This is a genomic window from Xinfangfangia pollutisoli, from assembly GCF_020179405.1.
Lineage (GTDB): Bacteria > Pseudomonadota > Alphaproteobacteria > Rhodobacterales > Rhodobacteraceae > Pseudogemmobacter > Pseudogemmobacter pollutisoli.
In genome coordinates, this window is record NZ_JAICBZ010000002.1 from 171,444 (window position 1) to 187,831 (window position 16,388).

Consider the following 16,388-nt stretch of genomic DNA (forward strand, 5'->3'; position numbering starts at 1 on the left):
ATTTTCGAAAATTCCGGCATCTCTGCGATCCATCTGTCGCGTCCTGCCCATCAGACCCCCACGAATTCCGCGAATTGCCGCGCGCCCGGCGCCAGGTCTGCCGCGCTGACCATCTCGGCCACGCGGCCATGCGCCATGAAGGCGACGCGGTCGGCCATCTTCAGCACCGCCTCGACCCGCTGCTCGACCAGAACCACCGCAACGCCCTCGGCCCTAAGCTGCCCCACCGCATCGCGGATCAGCGCGATCATCGAGGGCTGCAACCCCTCGGTCGGCTCGTCCAAGAGCAGAACCTTCGGCTCCAGACACAGGGCGCGAGCGATGGCCAGCATCTGCTGCTCGCCCCCCGACAAGGTCGCGGCCACCTGCCCCAGCCTTTCGCCCAGCCGCGGGAACAGCCGCAGCACATGGGCGCGGATCTCGGGCCGGTTGCCGCGCAACAGCCCGCCGATCTCAAGGTTTTCCGCAACCGTCAGCGGCCCGAACAGCCGCCGCCCCTGCGGCACCCAGGCCAGACCATGGCCCGGCACCCGATGCGCGGGCAGGCCCAGCACCTCGACGCCCGCCACCCGCACACTGCCCGTACCGGGCAAAAGCCCCATGATGGCCTTCATCAGCGTGGTCTTGCCCGCGCCATTGCGGCCCATGATGCAGGTCACCTCGCCCGGGCGGGCGGTGAAATCCACGCCGCGCAGCACGGTGACGGGCCCGTAGCCCGCGCTGAGACCGGCGATCTCAAGCCCCAAGATAGGCCTCCTGCACCGCGGGGTCGGCGCTTATCTGGGCGGGCGTGCCCCGCGCCAGCACCCGGCCGAAATTCAGCACGGTGATGCGGTCGGCGACGCCCATCACCACCTCCATGTTATGCTCGATCAGCAGGACCGAGACGGCCGGGACCAGCCCGCGCACCAGCGCCATGAAGCCCGCGATCTCGCCCGCGGCCAACCCTTGCGTCGGCTCGTCCAGGATTAGCACCTTCGGCTGCAGCGCGAGGCCCATCGCCACTTCCAGAAGCCGCTGGTGACCATAGCTTAGCGCGCCCGCGCCTTGCCCCGCCAGATCGGCCATGCCCACCTGCCCCAGCGCAGCCGCGACCGCGGCCTCCAGCGCCGCCCCGCCGCCCCGCCAGCTGCCGATCTGGGCCCGCCCGCCCTGCACCGCCAGCGCGACATTGTCGAAGACCGTAAGCCCCGGAAAGATCGAGGTGATCTGGAACGTATAGGCCAGCCCCTTTCGCACCCGCGCCTGGGCCGGCAGGCGGGTGATGTCTTCGCCCGCCAGATGGATCGTGCCGGATTGCACCGGAATCCGCCCCGACAGAAGCGAGACGAAAGTGGTCTTCCCCGCGCCATTCGGCCCGATCAGCCCCTGCACCTCGCCGGGGCGCAGATCGAAATCCACCCCGTCCACGGCGCGCAAGCCGCCGAAATGCCGCGTCAGGCCCCGGGCTTCCAGCAGGCTCATGGCAGGCCCCTCCAGACCTTTTCCCGCACCCAGCCCAGAATGCCCTTGGGTGCGAACAGGACCAGCACCACCAAAGCGGCCCCGACCAGGAACAGCCAGGCCGAGGTCAGGCCCGAGGCCAGCTCGATCAGCCAGAACATCAGCGCCGCGCCCAGAACCGGCCCCGCCACCGTGCCCGCACCGCCCAGCAGAACATACAGCATCGGCAGGATGGAATATTGGATCGTGGCGAAACTGGCGCCCGCATAGCCGAACAGCAGCGCCCAGGCCCCGCCCGCAAGCCCGGCATAAAGGCCCGAGATCACCAGCACGATCAGCTTCACCACGAAGGGGTTGTAGCCCAGAAGGCGCGAGCGTTCCTCATTCTCGCGCATCGCCACCATCACCCGGCCAAAGCGCGACCGCACCAGCGCCAGGCAGACCAGAAAGCCCAGGGCGAACAGGCCCCAGGCGACCGCGAAACGCGGCCCGTCCGAAGACAGGGCAAAGCCGAACAGGCTGCGCCCCGAGGCGGGCACGGCAAAGCCCTGATCGCCGCCGGTCCAGGCGTTGAAATAGATCAGCGTCAGATAGCCGGCCTGGGCGAACATCAGCGTCACGATCATGAAGCTGACGCCCGCGGTGCGCAGCGCGAACAGCCCGACCGCCCCGGCCAGAACGCCCCCGCCCAAAAGCGACAGGATCAGCGCCGGACCCGCGCTGAACCCGAAATGATAGGCGGGCAGCCCGGCCGCGAACATGCCACCGGCGAAGAACAGCGCATGGCCCAGGCTGAGCAAGCCGGTATAGCCGAAGGCCAGATTGTAGCCCATGGCGAACAGGGCCAGCACCAGAACCCGCGCCAGATTGGTCGCGTGATAGGGCGGCAGCAGATATTGCGCCGCGAACAGCGCCACCAGCACGGCCAGATGCAGGGCCCAGACCTTCGCGCCGCTCATCTGTCGCGCACTCCGAACAGGCCCTGCGGGCGGAAGACCAGCACCAGCGCCACCAGAAGCGTGGCCAGGATCTTGGCCAGGGTGGGCGAGAAGAACATGCTGATCACCCCATCCGACAGGCCGATGACCAGCGCCGCGACGACCGTGCCGCGCAAACTGCCCAGGCCGCCGATGATGACCACGATGAAGGACAGAAGCAGCGGATCATGCCCCATCAGGTAATGCGCCTGCTGGATCGGCACGATCAGCACCGCCGCCACCGCGGCCAGGGCAGCACCGATGCCGAAGACCGCCATATAGACCAGGTCGACATCAATGCCGAAGGCCTGCGCCACGTCGCGGTCAACCTGGGTCGCGCGCATGACCAGGCCCACCTTGCTGCGGGTCATGAACAGCCACAGCGCCAGCAGCACCACGGCGGCCGCCAGCACCACGAACAGCTTGTAGCCCGAATAGCCGAACCAGGGCAGTTGCAGCCGCCAGTCGAAGGGCGCGGCGACAGGCCGCGCATCGGGGCCGTAAAAGCTCAGCGCCGCCTGCTGGATCATGTACAAAAGCCCGATCGTGGCCACGATCGTCGCCTCGGGGTCGTAATCCAGCCGCCGCAGCACCAGCCGGTCGGCTGCCGCCGCCAGCGCCCCCACCGCAACCGGCGCCACCGCCAAAGCCACCAGAAACCCCGCCCAGGCCGGTCCGGGCACCAGCGTCGTCACGAACCAGGCGATCACCGCGCCCAGCATGTAGAACTCGCCATGCGCGACATTGACCACCCGCATGACGCCAAAGACCAGCGACAGGCCCGAGGCCGCCAGCGCCAGGACGGCGGCGGTCACCAGACCCTCCATCAGGGCCAGAAGCAGGAAAGGACCGAAGGACATTGCACCCCAGCGCCAGAAAGTGCCCCGGCACCTTCTGCGCCGGGGTCAGAGTCAACACGGGCGGCAAGCGCCCGGCCTGGGGTCAGAACGCCATCGTGGTGTAATCCACCGCGTCTTCATACATCCCGTCCTCCATCGAGGTCGTATGCACCTGCACCAGTTTCCCCGACTGGATCTGGCTGATATGCTGCACGCCAAAGACCTGATGGGTCTTGCCGTTGAAGACCTTGGCCCCCTGTGGCCGTTCCGGCCCATAGGGCAGGTCGGTGATCGCCTCCATCGCCTCGACCAGCTTCTGGCGGTCGGCCGGGCCGGTATAGCCCGCCGCCTCCATCGCCTGTTTCAGGAAATGCAGCGTCTCCCAGGTCGAGAACATATGGCTGTAGGTGGCCACATCCTTGGCATCCGACACCGAGGTGCCATTGTCATCGACCCCCACCGCTTCACGATAGCCGGCCTCGAATTCCCCGGCATCGGCGGGTTTCACCCGGGGATGCGCTTCCCAGAAATGGCTGCCTTCCAGGAATTCCAGCCCCGGCGTCGCGGTATCCACCGCTTCCAGGCTGTCGACGAAGCCGAACAGCTGCGGCTTCGGGCCGGTGCCGTAGAATTCGCCCAGTTCCTTGACAAAGGTCAGAACCGCGGGGCCCACCATGACGTGATACAGCACTTCGGTATCGGCCGGGATCTGGGCGAAATAGCGGGTGAAGCTGGTTTCGGTCGGCGGGATGGCGATCATCGCCACCATCTCGCCGCCCTGCGCGGCAATCGCCTTCGAGAAATGGTCGCGATGGTCATAGCCGAAGGCATAATCCGGGTAGAACATGGTGACCTTCTTGCCCAGATTGGCCGCGACCCACGGCGCCATCGAGGAAATCTGGCTGCGCACATCGGTGATGCCCGGCTGCAGCGTCCAGCGGTTCAGCGCGCCGGACGCGACGTGATAGCCTTCGGAACAGACCAGATAGGGCACTTTCAGCTCGCCCGCGCGCGGGGCCGAGCCCATGACGACATGCGAAAACAGCGTGCCCATCACCACGTCGCAGCCATCGGACTGGGTCAGCTTGTCCACCACCTCGGCGCCGCGCTTGGGATCGGTCGCGTCATCCTCGAACAGGATCTCAACCGGCCGGCCGGCAATGCCGCCCTCGGCGTTGATCTTCTTCAGCGCGGCCGTGACCGTGCGCTCGTACCAGCGCCCATACGAGGCGCCGATGCCGGTGCGGTGCAGCTGGAAGCCGACCTTGATCGGCGCGGCCTGGGCCCCAACCGTCGCGGGCAGCATGCCCGCCAGAACCCCGGCGCCTGCGCCTTTCAGCAGCGCCCGGCGCGAGGGCATCAGAAGATTGGTCATGTCACACTCCAGTATGGGAAGGGGGCCGGCCGCGTCGAGCGGCAAGCGCTGGTTTCATTTCATCGGGTGCAAACGCTCTGTCCACTGAAAATCACCCCGCTCTGGCCGTGGACAGCAGCCAGAGACCAAGGATTGTATAAGCGACCATCAGCAAAGTCAGCGGAAGATGCGCCCGCAGCCCCGCAGCCCCCCCTGCAAGCTTCAGCCCCAGCACCACCGCCAAGAGATGCGCGGCCAGAATCGCCGCGAATTGCGCGCCATAGATCAGCGGCATCACCGCCGGATCGGTCACGAAGCCGAACGAGACATAGAAGGGCGGCAGGCCAAGCCAGCTGTCGCCGGTGAACAAGGGGTCGTTCAGCGCCGCCAGCGTGTACTGGCCCGCCGTCAGCAGCATCACCAGGTAATGCGCAGCATGATAGCCGGCGGCGATGGCCAGGAATGACAGCACCACCGGCCCCGCCGCCATCCGGCCCAGCCGCACCACCCCCAGCACCAGCGCCAGCGTCACCACAAAGGCGGCCAGCAGCCCCAGCGTATTGGCCCAGACCACGGCCGAGCGCCCGGTCGGCTCCAACGGGTTCTCGCCGATCAGGCCCAGCCACCAGAAGGTCTCGGACAGGCCGTCAAAACTCAGCCCCGCCAGCGCCAGCGTCACGAAGACCACGGCCGAGGGCGTCAGCGGCGGCAGGCGCAGCACCTGTGCGCCGGGCCAGCCGGCATAAAGCCGGGTGCGGCGGCCCTGCGCTTCGTGCCACAGCGGCGCCACGCGCGAGATCATGGTGAAGAACACCGTCAGAAACTCGCCCTTGTCCAGCCACTCCTCGCCCTCGGCCACGGCCAGGACAAAGATCGCCAGCCAGTAGACCGCCGCCAGCGAGGCCAGGACCGACGGGTCGTCAGGGTAAAGCGAGACGGTCTGGAACCAGGAAAACCCGGCCAGCCCCAGGATTGCCGGTGCATGGCCAAGCCGCGCCAGGCCGATGCCACTGCTGCGGCCCAACAGGCTGCGCACGATGCGGACCGGGCCGGTCCAGGGATTCACCGCCCGCCAGAGATTGCCAAACAGCATCGAGGCCAGAGGCAGCGCGATCCAGACCCCGGTCCAGAACACCAGCGTCATCAGATTGTGCATCGGGTCGCGATTGCCCAGCCAGCCGATCAGGCACAGGCCCATCAGGACCAGAAAGCCAAGATACGAGGTCAGAACCTGCGGCAGGATCACCGGCCGGTCCAGCAGAAGATGCGCCGTGAAGGCGGGCAAGCGGCCCGAGACGGCGCCCAGAACGGCGGTCAGCGCCACGGTCAGGGCGGCGGCGGTGATGTAATGCCCGGTGGGCAGCGTCAGCAGCACCGAGGGCGGCAGGGCGCAGGCCTGGGCCACTGCCGGGAACAACACTGGGATCAGCGCCGCCGCGGGACAGGCCAGCCGGGCGCTGGCCCGAATTTTCGACGAAAATTCGCGCGTCGCGCTCACCGCAAGCCGTCCTCGCCCTTGACTGCCTCGATCTCCAGCCCGCCCATCCGCGAATGCACCCGCCCGCCCTGCGCCATGGCCAGCGCGAACAGCACCTCGCCCGCCTTGGGCCCGTCCTCGCAGGCCACCGTGATCACGTCGAAGCGCGACCGCACATAGGCCGCGTTCAAATGGCCAAGCGGAATGTCCAGCGTCGCCCCCATGCCGCCTGCCTTCATTGCCGAGGGCACGATCGCGCGGCATTCGCCCAGCCTTTCGCGCATGCCATAGCCCCCCGCGACATGCCAGATCGCGCCATGTTCGCTCTCGCCGGCCTCGCCCACGATCGCGCCCTTGCCATAGGCGTCAATCCCCTCGCGCCCGCCCAGGGCCGCGACCAGCCGGTCGGTCAGCAAAAGCGCCAAGGGCTTCAGTGCCTCCATCGCGGGTTGCAGATCGGGCTCGTAGCGGCCGGCGAAAGGATTGGCGCAGATCGCATAGATCGCCCCGCGCAGCACCGGCCGGGCCGGGGGCGGCCCACCCTCGTGGCGGATCTCCTCGATCTGGGTAACGATCTTGCGGATGGCGAAATCAGACATGGTCGGTCACTTCCTGTTGCAGGGCGCGCAACGCACCCGAGGTCGCAAGGCTTTCACCCTGAAGGAAAAGCGCCGCCGCTTCAATCAATCCGCGCGCGCGGGCCGCCTCGGCCTCGGCCAGGCCCGCCTGCAGCGCCCGCGCGCGTTCGGCGGGCGACAGAGGCGGCACGCCGATGGTGACGGGACGCCCGCCCAGGTCGGTTTCGGCCTGGATCTGATCGGCCGGGCGGCGAGAGATGCCGGGATGGTCGGGCAGATCCACCGCATTGGCGATCATCGTCGCCGCCGCATCGGCCATGGCCGCGGTCCGCGCGATCACGGTGACCGCATCGGCAATGCCCAGCGAGAAACTGCGCCCGCGCCAGCCCGAGGTCGCGATGCCCCGGCCCGGATCCTCTGCCCGCGTCGTCACCCGGTCCATCCCGCCGGTCACCGCCAGCGCGCAGGTCAGGCTTTGCCCCGGCGCCAGATACAGCGCGATATCGCCGCCATTATTGGCATAGGCGCGCGCGATGCCGGGAACAGCCAGGGCGACAAGCACCTCTTCGGCCACCGCACCGGCCACCGCCGCCATCGGCGTGATGAAGCGCGGCCGGAAGGGCGCCACCGCCGCGACCATACGCCGCCCGATCTTTCCACTGACAAGACCATCTTCGCGCCGCAGCGCCGGCAATTCCGCCACCAATTCGTCCAGCACCGTGGCAAAGCGCCGGGCGGCGGCGGCATGGGCGATCGCCACCGCCTCGGCCGGGCCGAAGGCCTGGGCGACAATGTCGATCGGCCCGTGCTGCAGATGCAGCCGCCCATCGGGCAGAAGCGCAGCGACGGCGCCGGTCATGGCGCCTTTCCCTTCCGGTTTCCCTTCTGGGGCCAGGGCGACAGCCGTGCCTCGGTCGGATATTCGCCGCCCTCGGTCAGGGATTGGGACAGCGATCTGATATTCTCCTCATGCCCGCCCATCGCCAGATAGGCGGCGCGCGGCAGGGTGAATTCCAGGGGCGCCACCAAAGCGGGCGTCGGCACATATCCGAAGGCGCCTTTCGGCAGGTCCAGCACATCGACCATGAAGGTGATCCCGCCGCCCGGCCAGACATAGCAGTCCGCCCCGCCCGAGGTCAGCCGCGTCACCCCGCCCTGCACCGAGCGGGTCAGCCGCACCGGGTTCTTCGCCACGCCCGCCCGCAGCGAGCCGCCGGCGCCGGCCATGAACAGCACCGTGCACAGCGAGGGCTCGCAATTCTCGCCGATCAGATCGACGGTCGGGCGCAGGTGGTCGGGCAAGGGCCGGGCCACCGGCCGCAGCGCCTGATCCAGCACGTAATAGGCAAAATCCTCGCCCGTGGTCGAGACCATCAGCAGCGTCAGCCCCGGCCGGGCGCCCTTCTTTTCCTGCCAGTCGCCCAGAATTTCCAAGGGATCGGTCAGCCGCGTGCCGCCCCAGCCGCTGCCCGGTTCCGAGACGCGGAAATAGCGGCCGGGGGTCGAGCGCTGGCCCTTGATGCGGATCCCGCTTGGCTTCCATCCAAGCACCTTGCCGGCCTGATGTTCCGAGACGACGCCGGTGATATGGTCGTCGACGACCACCACCTCGTCCACCAGCCCGTGCCATTGCACGGCAAACATCCCGATCGTGGCCGAGCCGCAGCCGACCCGCATCTGCCGTTCGGGCCGGCCATCGACGACCGGCGCCTGGCCTGCCTGCACCACCACCCGCGCGCCGCCCTCGACCTCGATCTCGACCGGATCGCCATTGCACAGGGCCAGCATCGCGGCGCAGGTCACCCGGCCTTCCGCCTTCGAGCCGCTGGTCAGGTGATGAACACCCCCCAGCGAGAAGATCTGGCTGCCATATTCCGCGGTGGTGACATGGCCCACCGCCTCGCCGTCGACGCGCAAGGTGGCGCCCTCGGGGCCCAGGAAGCGGTCGGTGTCGATCTTCACCTTGACGCCGCAATAGGAAAAGATCGCCTCGGTGACGACGGTCACCATGTCGGCCCCCGCCACGGTCGACGCGACGATGAAGGGCGCGGGCTTGTAATCGGGATAGGTCGTGCCCGCGCCGATGCCGGTCACGACCGTATCGGCCGGGGGCGGGGCACCGTCCCAGTCGGTGGCGGCGAAGGGCACGATGCGCTGGCCGCCTTCCAGCGCCCGGCTGAGCAGCACCAAGGGATCGCTGCGCACGATCCGGCCGGCCAGATTGCCGTAGCGGTCGCAGGCGCCGGTCTGGCCGGGGGCGATGTAGCACATGACCGGGCAGGCATCGCAGCGGATCTTTTCGGCAGAGGGGCGGTCCGGGGCCTCGGTCATGCGACGGCTCCTGCGGCGGGACGGGTTGGAGGCGGCAGGCCGGGGGTTTCACACCCCCGGACCCCCGTGGGATATTTCTGCAGAGAGGAAGGCCAAAGGATCATGCCCCGCCACCCGGATGCGACGTCATGGCGGCCAGGATGCGATGCGGCAGGGCCGGCACTTTGGTGAGTTCCGCCCCGGTCGCATGGCGGATCGCGTTCAGGATCGCGGGCGCAGTCGGGATCAGCACATGTTCGCCCAGGCCCTTGGCGCCATAGGGGCCTTCGGGATCGGGGATTTCCAGGATCAGGCTGTCGATCGGCGGCACGTCGCCGGTGGTGGGGATCAGATAGTCGTGCAGGTTTTCGGTGCGGCCGGCCAGATATTCCTCCATCAGTGCCAGGCCGATGCCCTGGGCCACGCCGCCTTCGATCTGGCCTTCGACCAGCAGCGGGTTGATCGCGCGGCCCAGATCATGCGCGGCGGTGATCCGGTCAAGCCGGACCGTGCCAAGCGCCAGATCCACCTCAAGCGCCACGATCTGCGCGCCATAGCCATAGACCGCATAGGGCCTGCCCTGGCCATCGGCATCCAGGCCCGAGGCGGGCGGGTCATAGCTTTCCTCGGCCGAGATCGCATAGCCCCTGGCATCGGTCGGCAGGGCGGCAAGGTCGATGTCCCGATGCGTCGCGCCCTCGCGCAGGATCAAGCGGCCCGGTTCGGCAAGGATTTCGGCCGCGGGCCCGGCATTGCCCAGCCGCAGGATCGCGGCCCTGAGCGCCCGCCCCGCCGCCTGCGCCGCCCGGCCCGACACATAGGTCTGGCGCGAGGCGCTGGTCTTGCCGGCATCGGGGGTGATCGCGGTATCGCCGCCCAGAAGATCCAGCGCCTGAACCGGCACGCCCAGGGCCTGGGCCGCGATCTGCGGAATGACCGTGCCCGCGCCCTGGCCGATATCGGTGGCGCCCTGATGCAGGACGATCCGGCCTTGCGCCGTCACGCCCAAGCGCATGGTCGAAGGGTTGGGCAAGCCGGTATTGCCGCAGCCATACCAGCAAGAGGCGATGCCGACGCCCCTGCCCTTGCCCAGCCCGGCCCAGTCCAGCGCCTGCCGCCAGCGCGGCCGCAGCGCCTTTAGACAGGGCGCGATGCCTACGGCCTGCAAGACCTGGCCGGTCGCGCTGGCCTGCCCGTCGCGCAGCGCGTTCAGCAGGCGGAACTCCAGCCGGTCCAGCCCGGCCTTCTCGGCCAGCCGGTCATAGAGCGTTTCCTGCCACAGCGCGCCTTGCGGCACGCCAAAGCCGCGGAAGGCGCCAGAGACTGGGCCATGCGTATGCACGGCACGCGCCCGGGCGCGGATGGCCGGGGTGTAATAGGGCCCCGAGACATGGACGGGAACCCGGTTCGCGACCGTCGGCCCCCAGCTGGAATAGGCGCCGGTGTTGAAGCGGCCGGTGAAGTCCAGCGCCGTGATCCGGCCCTGCGCATCGCAGCCGATCCGGCCGGTCATCTCGGCCGGGTGGCGTTTGGTGGTCGAGGCCATGCTGTCCTGCCGGCCATAGACCATCCGCGCCGGAAGGCCGGTCTTCAGCGCCACCAGCCCGATCAGCGGCTGCAGCGACAGGTCGAGCTTCGAGCCGAAGCCGCCGCCGACGGCCGAGGGGATGATCCGTACCCGGTCTGGCGGCAGGCCCAGGACCTGCGCGGTATCCTCGCGGTCCATGCCCGGGGCCTGGGTGCAGGCGCGGATCACCAGCTGGTCGCCCTCCAGCCAGGCCACGCCGGCCTCGGGCTCGATATAGGCATGCTCGACGTAAGAGGTCTCCATGCGCCCCTCGACCACATGGGCCGAGGCGGCGAGCGCGGCTTCGACATCGCCGCGCCGCACCACGCCCTCGATCAGCAGATTGGCGGGGCGGTTGGGGTGCAGCAAGGGCGCCCCCGGCGCCTCGGCCTCGGCCGGGGTCAGAAGGGCCGGCAGGGGCTGCCATGTCACCGGGAAATCGGCAAGGTCGGGCGGCGTGCCGGGCCGGAAGGCCACCACCGCCACGCATTCGCCGCGAAACCGCGCCGGAGAGGCGGCGATGGCGGGCTGGTCGGCAAAGGGCGGGATCACCGAAAAGGCATTGCGGCCGGGAATGTCCGCCGCGGTCCAAACGCCTGCCACGCCGGGGCGCGCCGCGAAAGCCGCCAGATCGCCGAAGGTGAAACCCGCATGGGCATGGGGCGAGCGCAGGGCGACCACGGTCAGTGCGCCTTCCGGCACATGGTCGGCGCCGAAACTGTCGCCATTGACCTTGGCCGCGCCGTCCAGCCGCGCAAGCCTGCCCCCCACGCCCCCGCCTGCCGGCAGCGGCGCATCGGTCCGATCGCAGACCGCTGCCAGGATCTTGCGATAGCCGGTGCAGCGGCACAGGACGCCGCCCAGGGCCTCGGTCGCCTCGGCCTCGGTCGGAGCGGGGTTGCGGGCCAGAAGGTCCAGACCCGCCATCAGCATCCCGGGCGTGCAGATGCCACATTGCGCCGCGCCATGGCGCTGGAAGGCGGCCTTCAGGCGCGCCAGCTCAGGGGTTTCGGCTTCGACCGTGGTGACATCGGCGCCGTTCACCCGACCCGCCGGCATCAGGCAGGCGCAGACCGCGCGCCCGTCGACCAGCACCGTGCAGGCGCCGCAATCGCCGGCATCGCAGCCAACCTTGGTGCCGCGCGCGCCCAGCCGGTCGCGCAGCACATCGCTCAGCCTTTCGCCGCCCGATGGCCAGGAACTGGCCCGGATCAAGGTCCGCTAAGGAGGAACCCCAATGAAGAAACTTGCACTCACCGTCGCCGCCGCCAGCCTGATCGCGGGCCCCGCGCTGGCCCATACCGGCCATGGCGAGGTTTCGGGCTTCCTGCACGGGCTGGAACACCCGGTCTTCGGCATGGATCACCTTCTGGCCATGCTGGCCGTCGGCCTGTGGTCGGGCTTCGTGCTGCCGCGCGCCTTCTGGGCGGGGGCTGCCGCCTTCATGGGCGCCATGGTGCTGGGCGCGGGCCTGTCGTGGTCGGGGATCGGCTTTCCCTTCGTGGAAGCCGTCATCACCGGCTCGGTCCTGGCCTTTGGCCTTCTGGTGCTGGTCAGCCGGCGCGGCCAGTCTGCCGGGCTGACCGCCGCGGCGCTGGCCGCGATCTCGGCCTTCGCGCTGGCGCATGGCCATGCCCACGCGACCGAGGCGGTCGGCAATGCCCTGCCCTATCTGGCGGGCTTCCTGATCTCGACCGCCGCGCTGCATCTGGCCGGGATCGGCCTTGCCCGCGCGGTGGCCACCCGCCCCCTGGTGCAACGCGCCCTGGGGGCCGGCGTGGCGCTGTCGGGGCTTTGGATGATGGCGGGGTGACAGGATGGCCAGCCCCACCACCAACATCGCCGCCCATGACCTTGCGCCCGAAGACGTGGCGACGGTCAGCCGCCAGACCTCGGTCTATGTCTACGAGGCCCCGGTCCGGATCTGGCACTGGATCAATGCCGCGGCGATCCTGACGCTGTGCGTCACCGGCTATTTCATCGGCTCGCCGCCGCCCTCGATGCAGATCGCCGAGGCCACGCATCAGTTCGTCTTCGGCTATATCCGCTTCGCGCATTTCGCCGCCGGCATGGTGCTGACCTTCGGTTTCCTGGGCCGGATCTACTGGGCCTTCGTCGGCAACCATCACGCGCGCCAACTGTTCTACATTCCGTTCTGGAAGGCCGAATACTGGCGCGAGCTGTTTGACGAAATCCAGTGGTACCTGTTCCTGAAGTCCGAGCCGAAGAAATATGTGGGCCACAACCCCCTGGCGCAGCTGGCGATGTTCTTCTTCATCACCCTGGGCGTCAGCTTCATGATCGTCACCGGCCTGGCGCTTTACGCCGAGGGCGCGCAGGAAGGCAGCCTGACCCATGATCTGTTCGGCTGGGTCCACAGCCTGACCTGGAACAGCCAGCGGCTGCACACGCTGCACCATCTGGGCATGTGGTGGATCGTGATCTTCATGATCGTGCATATCTATGTGGCGATCCGCGAGGATATCATGTCGCGCCAGTCGATCGTCTCGACCATGATCTCGGGCCACCGCACCTTCAAGGATGACCGGCCCGACTGAGCCTGAAGTCACGCGCCAAATCGGGGGGCGAACCGCAGGGTTCGCCCCTTTTGCGTTTGCAAGGTGTCTTGCCGGACAGCCGAAAATACCGGAAAGAAACTTTCCATATCCCCGCTTCGCAAACCGCGCATTTTTGAAGCGTTTCCAGGGATTTGCGACCAGTTTGGCAGCCAGATCGAAAAGTCGCATTTCACCCTGCGAATCCCGATCTGGAAATGTAACGATCAGTTCCAGCCAGGGGGCGGCAAGCCCCTGACCGGCCCGGAGGGGGGCCGGCCACAGCCAGGGAGGGGTATATGAAAGTTCTGGTCCTTGGGATCGGCAATGTGCTTTGGGCCGATGAGGGCTTCGGCCCGCGCTGTGTCGAGGCCATGGCCGAGACCTATGCCCTGCCGGAAAATGTGCGCCTTCTGGATGGCGGCACGCAGGGCCTGTATCTGCTGCCGTTCCTGGAAGAGACCGATGCGCTGCTGGTCTTCGACGCCATTGATTACGGCCTGCCGCCCGCCACGATGAAGGTCGTGCGCGACGGGGAAGTGCCGGCCTTCATGGGCGCCAAGAAGATGAGCCTGCATCAGACCGGCTTTCAGGATGTGGTGGCCACGGCGCAGCTGATGGGCTGTTGTCCGGCGAAAATGACGCTGATCGGCGTGCAGCCGGTCGAGCTGGAAGATTTCGGCGGCGGGCTGCGGCCCGCGGTGGCGGCCTCGATCGCGCCGGCGCTGGAGATCGCCCGGGCCGAGCTGGCCAGCTGGGGCATCGCCATCGCCCCCGGCCGCACCGAAACCGACGATCTGGCCGATGCTTCGCTGCGCCGCGACGCCTATGAACAGGGCCGGCCCTCGGAAGATCAGGCCTGCCGGCTGGGCGATGTCCGCTTCTTCCCCGCCGCCAAGGCCGAGACGGTCTGATGTGCCTGGGCGTTCCGCTTCTGCTGCAATCGGTCGATGGCATCGTCGGCCAGGCGTTGGACGGTGACCTGCCGGCGCTGGTCGACCTGTCGCTGACCCCCGAGGCTCGGCCCGGCGACTGGGTGCTGACCTTTCTGGGCGCCGCGCGCGAGGTGATCGGCGAAGACGACGCGCAGAAGATCCGCGCCGCTCTGGGCGGTCTGCAATCCCTGATGCTGGGCGGCGATCTGGGCTCGGCCTTTGCCGATCTGGAACAGCGCGGCCCCGAACTTCCCCCCCATCTGCAGGCGGCGCTGGCCGCCGGCCAGACCACAGGTTGACCCATGCACCCGCTTCTGACCCGCCTGATCACCGATCTGAACTGGCCGCATCTGACCGATCTGGGCTCGGTCGAGGCGCATCTGGCCACGCCCGGCATCCATTGCCTGTTCATCCCCGGCGATCCGGTGCGCAATCTGGAAACCGCCGATGCCGCCGTGATCCTGCCCGAGCTGCAGATCGCCTTTCAGCGCAGCTTTGACTGCGCGCTGGTGGGCGATGCGATCGAGGCGAAACTGCGCGAGGCGCATGGCGTGCTGAAGACGCCCTCGTTCCTGTTCTTCTCGGAAGGCCGCATGGTCGGCGCGGTCGCCCGGATCCGCGACTGGGACGATTACATGGCCCGCATCCCCTATATCCTCGGCCTCGCCTCGGTCTAAGAAAGGCATTCGCATGGTTTCCCCCTTCACGCTTCCGCCCACCGGCTTCGGCCCCGGCAGCCAGCCCGATCCCGAGGGCGAGCTGCAATACATGTCGATGCCCTCAGGCATGCGCACCTATTCGGCGCATGTGCCCGAGGTCGAAGACCCCGCCATCGCCGCCCCGGTCCTGGCGCTGTTGCAGCGCATGGCCGAGGCCTGCGCGAAGGCCCGTCTGGGCGAGACGGTCGAATTCGACCTGTCGGGCCTGACGCCGGCCTCGCGCGCACTGATGGCCGACACGCTGGGCACCGGGGAAGTCGCGATGAAGATCCGCGGCATCCCGGCGCTGTCGGTGCAGGAATCGGTCTTTGCCGGGGTCTGGTCGGTCGCCGGCATGGGCCATGACCGGGTCGAGGTGGGCCCGGTGCCGCTGGCCGCGCTGTCGCGCGCCCATGTGCCGCATCGCCCCGCTTTGCTGACCGCCGCGCCCAAACCCGGCGCGCTGGCCAATGGCCCGGCGATCCTGACCGAGTTGCTGGACCGCTCGGCCCGCTGGCAACCCGGCGACCAGGCGCATGTGATCAACCTCACGCTCCTGCCGCATACCGAGGCCGATCTGGCCTGGCTGGCCGAGGCTTTGGGCGAAGGCGCCAGCACCATCCTGTCGCGCGGCTATGGCAATGTGCGCGTCACCGCCACGGCGCTGGCACGGGTCTGGCGGGTGCAGTTCTTCAACTCGATGGACACTCTGATCCTCGACACGTTCGAAGTCACCGACATGCCGATGGTCGCGGCCGCCGCGGTCGAGGATTTCGACGACAGCGAAGCCCGCATCCTTGACGTCTTGAAGGTGATCGCATGACAACGCCCGGTTTCGAAGGCAGTTTCCTGGGCGCGCAGGACAAGATCAGCCCGCTTGCCATCATGGAATGCAAGATCTGCTGGACGCCCTATGACCCGGCCGAAGGCGATGACAGCCGCCAGATCAGCCCCGGCACCGCCTTTCTGGCCCTGCCCGAAGACTGGACCTGCCCGGGCTGTTCCGCCCCCAAGGCGCAATTCCTGGTGCGCGAGGATCCGGGCGCCCTGTCGTCGCAGCTTGCCGCCGAGATCGACCGCCGCGCCAGCCTGCTGGTCGCCGATTTCCGCGAAATCTTCCATTCCAAGATGCGCGACCTGCCGATGGTCAATCAGGCCCTGCATGTCGAGGCGGTCAGCTTCCAGCCGCATGAGGAAGGCATTCTGGGCGTCTTGATCGCGCCCTGGTTCATGAACCTGGTCCTGCTGCCGCGCGAAGGCCGCCCGGCGCTGAAGGCGGGCGAGAAAGAGATGATCCGCTTCCCCTCGGGCGAATACGAATTCATCCACAACGCGCGCGAGATGACGGGGCCCTATCTGGCCTGCTCGCTGTTCTCGCCGATGGGCGATTTTACCTCGCAATTGCAGGCGGTCGATGTGGGCCGGGCGATCATGGTCGAACTGTTCAAGCCGGAAAACCGCGGCGAAACCGACCGCGCGGCCGAGATCCGCGCCGCCGCCGAATCTGCAGCCGAAGCCGCGGCCGCGCTCGCTGATCCCGCCGCCGCCGCGCCGGATGGCGAAGACACGGCCCCCAGCCGCCGTCGCAGTCGAAGATCACCAGGTCGATCGGGGCGGTCATGCGGCGCTCCTGCGGGAGGGGGCAAATTCCTTGG

Annotated in this window: 17 protein-coding genes; 7 read left to right on the plus strand and 10 right to left on the minus strand. The window is 68.3% G+C overall.

All coding sequences use genetic code 11. The features are described from left to right. Positions 1-50: 50 nt before the first annotated feature. The 10 genes from K1Y73_RS01750 to K1Y73_RS01795 form a co-directional block, all read right to left on the minus strand. Complete coding sequence (locus tag K1Y73_RS01750) at positions 51-746, minus strand: ABC transporter ATP-binding protein (RefSeq protein WP_225026188.1); 696 nt, start codon at positions 744-746, stop codon at positions 51-53. Then, entirely contained in the window at positions 736-1,464 is a 729-nt protein-coding gene (locus K1Y73_RS01755) for an ABC transporter ATP-binding protein (RefSeq protein ID WP_225026189.1), read from the minus strand. The genes K1Y73_RS01750 and K1Y73_RS01755 overlap by 11 nt, the downstream gene beginning before the upstream one ends. Beyond that, the gene (locus tag K1Y73_RS01760; RefSeq protein WP_225026190.1) at positions 1,461-2,402 is read right to left on the minus strand and encodes a branched-chain amino acid ABC transporter permease; all 942 of its coding nucleotides are present in this window, start codon (positions 2,400-2,402) and stop codon (positions 1,461-1,463) included. The genes K1Y73_RS01755 and K1Y73_RS01760 overlap by 4 nt, the downstream gene beginning before the upstream one ends. Next, a complete protein-coding gene (locus K1Y73_RS01765; protein WP_225026191.1) occupies positions 2,399-3,280 on the minus strand; it encodes a branched-chain amino acid ABC transporter permease in 882 nt (293 codons plus the stop codon). The genes K1Y73_RS01760 and K1Y73_RS01765 overlap by 4 nt, the downstream gene beginning before the upstream one ends. An 82-nt stretch (positions 3,281-3,362) precedes the next feature. Then, complete coding sequence (locus K1Y73_RS01770; RefSeq protein ID WP_225026192.1) at positions 3,363-4,634, minus strand: ABC transporter substrate-binding protein; 1,272 nt, start codon at positions 4,632-4,634, stop codon at positions 3,363-3,365. A gap of 91 nt (positions 4,635-4,725) precedes the next feature. Then, complete coding sequence (locus K1Y73_RS01775) at positions 4,726-6,111, minus strand: hypothetical protein (RefSeq protein WP_225026193.1); 1,386 nt, start codon at positions 6,109-6,111, stop codon at positions 4,726-4,728. Beyond that, positions 6,108-6,689 (minus strand): amino acid synthesis family protein, encoded by a 582-nt coding sequence (locus K1Y73_RS01780; protein ID WP_225026194.1) that lies wholly within the window; start codon positions 6,687-6,689, stop codon positions 6,108-6,110. Before K1Y73_RS01780 ends, K1Y73_RS01775 begins: the two co-directional genes overlap by 4 nt. Further along, positions 6,682-7,527, minus strand: coding sequence for a UPF0280 family protein (locus K1Y73_RS01785; RefSeq protein WP_225026195.1), 846 nt, complete (start codon positions 7,525-7,527; stop codon positions 6,682-6,684). Before K1Y73_RS01785 ends, K1Y73_RS01780 begins: the two co-directional genes overlap by 8 nt. Then, a complete protein-coding gene (locus K1Y73_RS01790; protein WP_225026196.1) occupies positions 7,524-8,999 on the minus strand; it encodes a 6-hydroxynicotinate reductase in 1,476 nt (491 codons plus the stop codon). The genes K1Y73_RS01785 and K1Y73_RS01790 overlap by 4 nt, the downstream gene beginning before the upstream one ends. 100 nt (positions 9,000-9,099) lie before the next feature. Continuing rightward, positions 9,100-11,760 (minus strand): molybdopterin-dependent oxidoreductase, encoded by a 2,661-nt coding sequence (locus K1Y73_RS01795; RefSeq protein ID WP_225026197.1) that lies wholly within the window; start codon positions 11,758-11,760, stop codon positions 9,100-9,102. Between the two features lie 22 nt (positions 11,761-11,782). Between K1Y73_RS01795 and K1Y73_RS01800 the strand changes: the two genes are divergently transcribed. The 7 genes from K1Y73_RS01800 to hybE all read left to right on the plus strand — a co-directional run. After that, the gene (locus K1Y73_RS01800; protein WP_225026198.1) at positions 11,783-12,358 is read left to right on the plus strand and encodes a HupE/UreJ family protein; all 576 of its coding nucleotides are present in this window, start codon (positions 11,783-11,785) and stop codon (positions 12,356-12,358) included. A gap of 4 nt (positions 12,359-12,362) precedes the next feature. Continuing rightward, the gene (cybH, locus tag K1Y73_RS01805; protein ID WP_225026199.1) at positions 12,363-13,103 is read left to right on the plus strand and encodes a Ni/Fe-hydrogenase, b-type cytochrome subunit; all 741 of its coding nucleotides are present in this window, start codon (positions 12,363-12,365) and stop codon (positions 13,101-13,103) included. Positions 13,104-13,399: 296 nt separating this feature from the next. After that, positions 13,400-14,014 (plus strand): HyaD/HybD family hydrogenase maturation endopeptidase, encoded by a 615-nt coding sequence (locus tag K1Y73_RS01810; protein WP_225026200.1) that lies wholly within the window; start codon positions 13,400-13,402, stop codon positions 14,012-14,014. Beyond that, entirely contained in the window at positions 14,014-14,334 is a 321-nt protein-coding gene (locus tag K1Y73_RS01815; protein WP_225026201.1) for a HypC/HybG/HupF family hydrogenase formation chaperone, read from the plus strand. The genes K1Y73_RS01810 and K1Y73_RS01815 overlap by 1 nt, the downstream gene beginning before the upstream one ends. Before the next feature lie 3 nt (positions 14,335-14,337). Then, positions 14,338-14,712, plus strand: coding sequence for a thioredoxin domain-containing protein (locus K1Y73_RS01820; protein ID WP_225026202.1), 375 nt, complete (start codon positions 14,338-14,340; stop codon positions 14,710-14,712). A 13-nt stretch (positions 14,713-14,725) separates the two neighbouring features. After that, on the plus strand, positions 14,726-15,556 hold the full coding sequence (locus tag K1Y73_RS01825; RefSeq protein ID WP_225026203.1) for a hydrogenase expression/formation protein: 831 nt from the start codon (positions 14,726-14,728) through the stop codon (positions 15,554-15,556). Then, positions 15,553-16,388: [NiFe]-hydrogenase assembly chaperone HybE (gene hybE / locus K1Y73_RS01830; RefSeq protein WP_225026204.1), on the plus strand; the 836-nt coding region annotated here is incomplete at its 3' end. The genes K1Y73_RS01825 and hybE, both read left to right, overlap by 4 nt.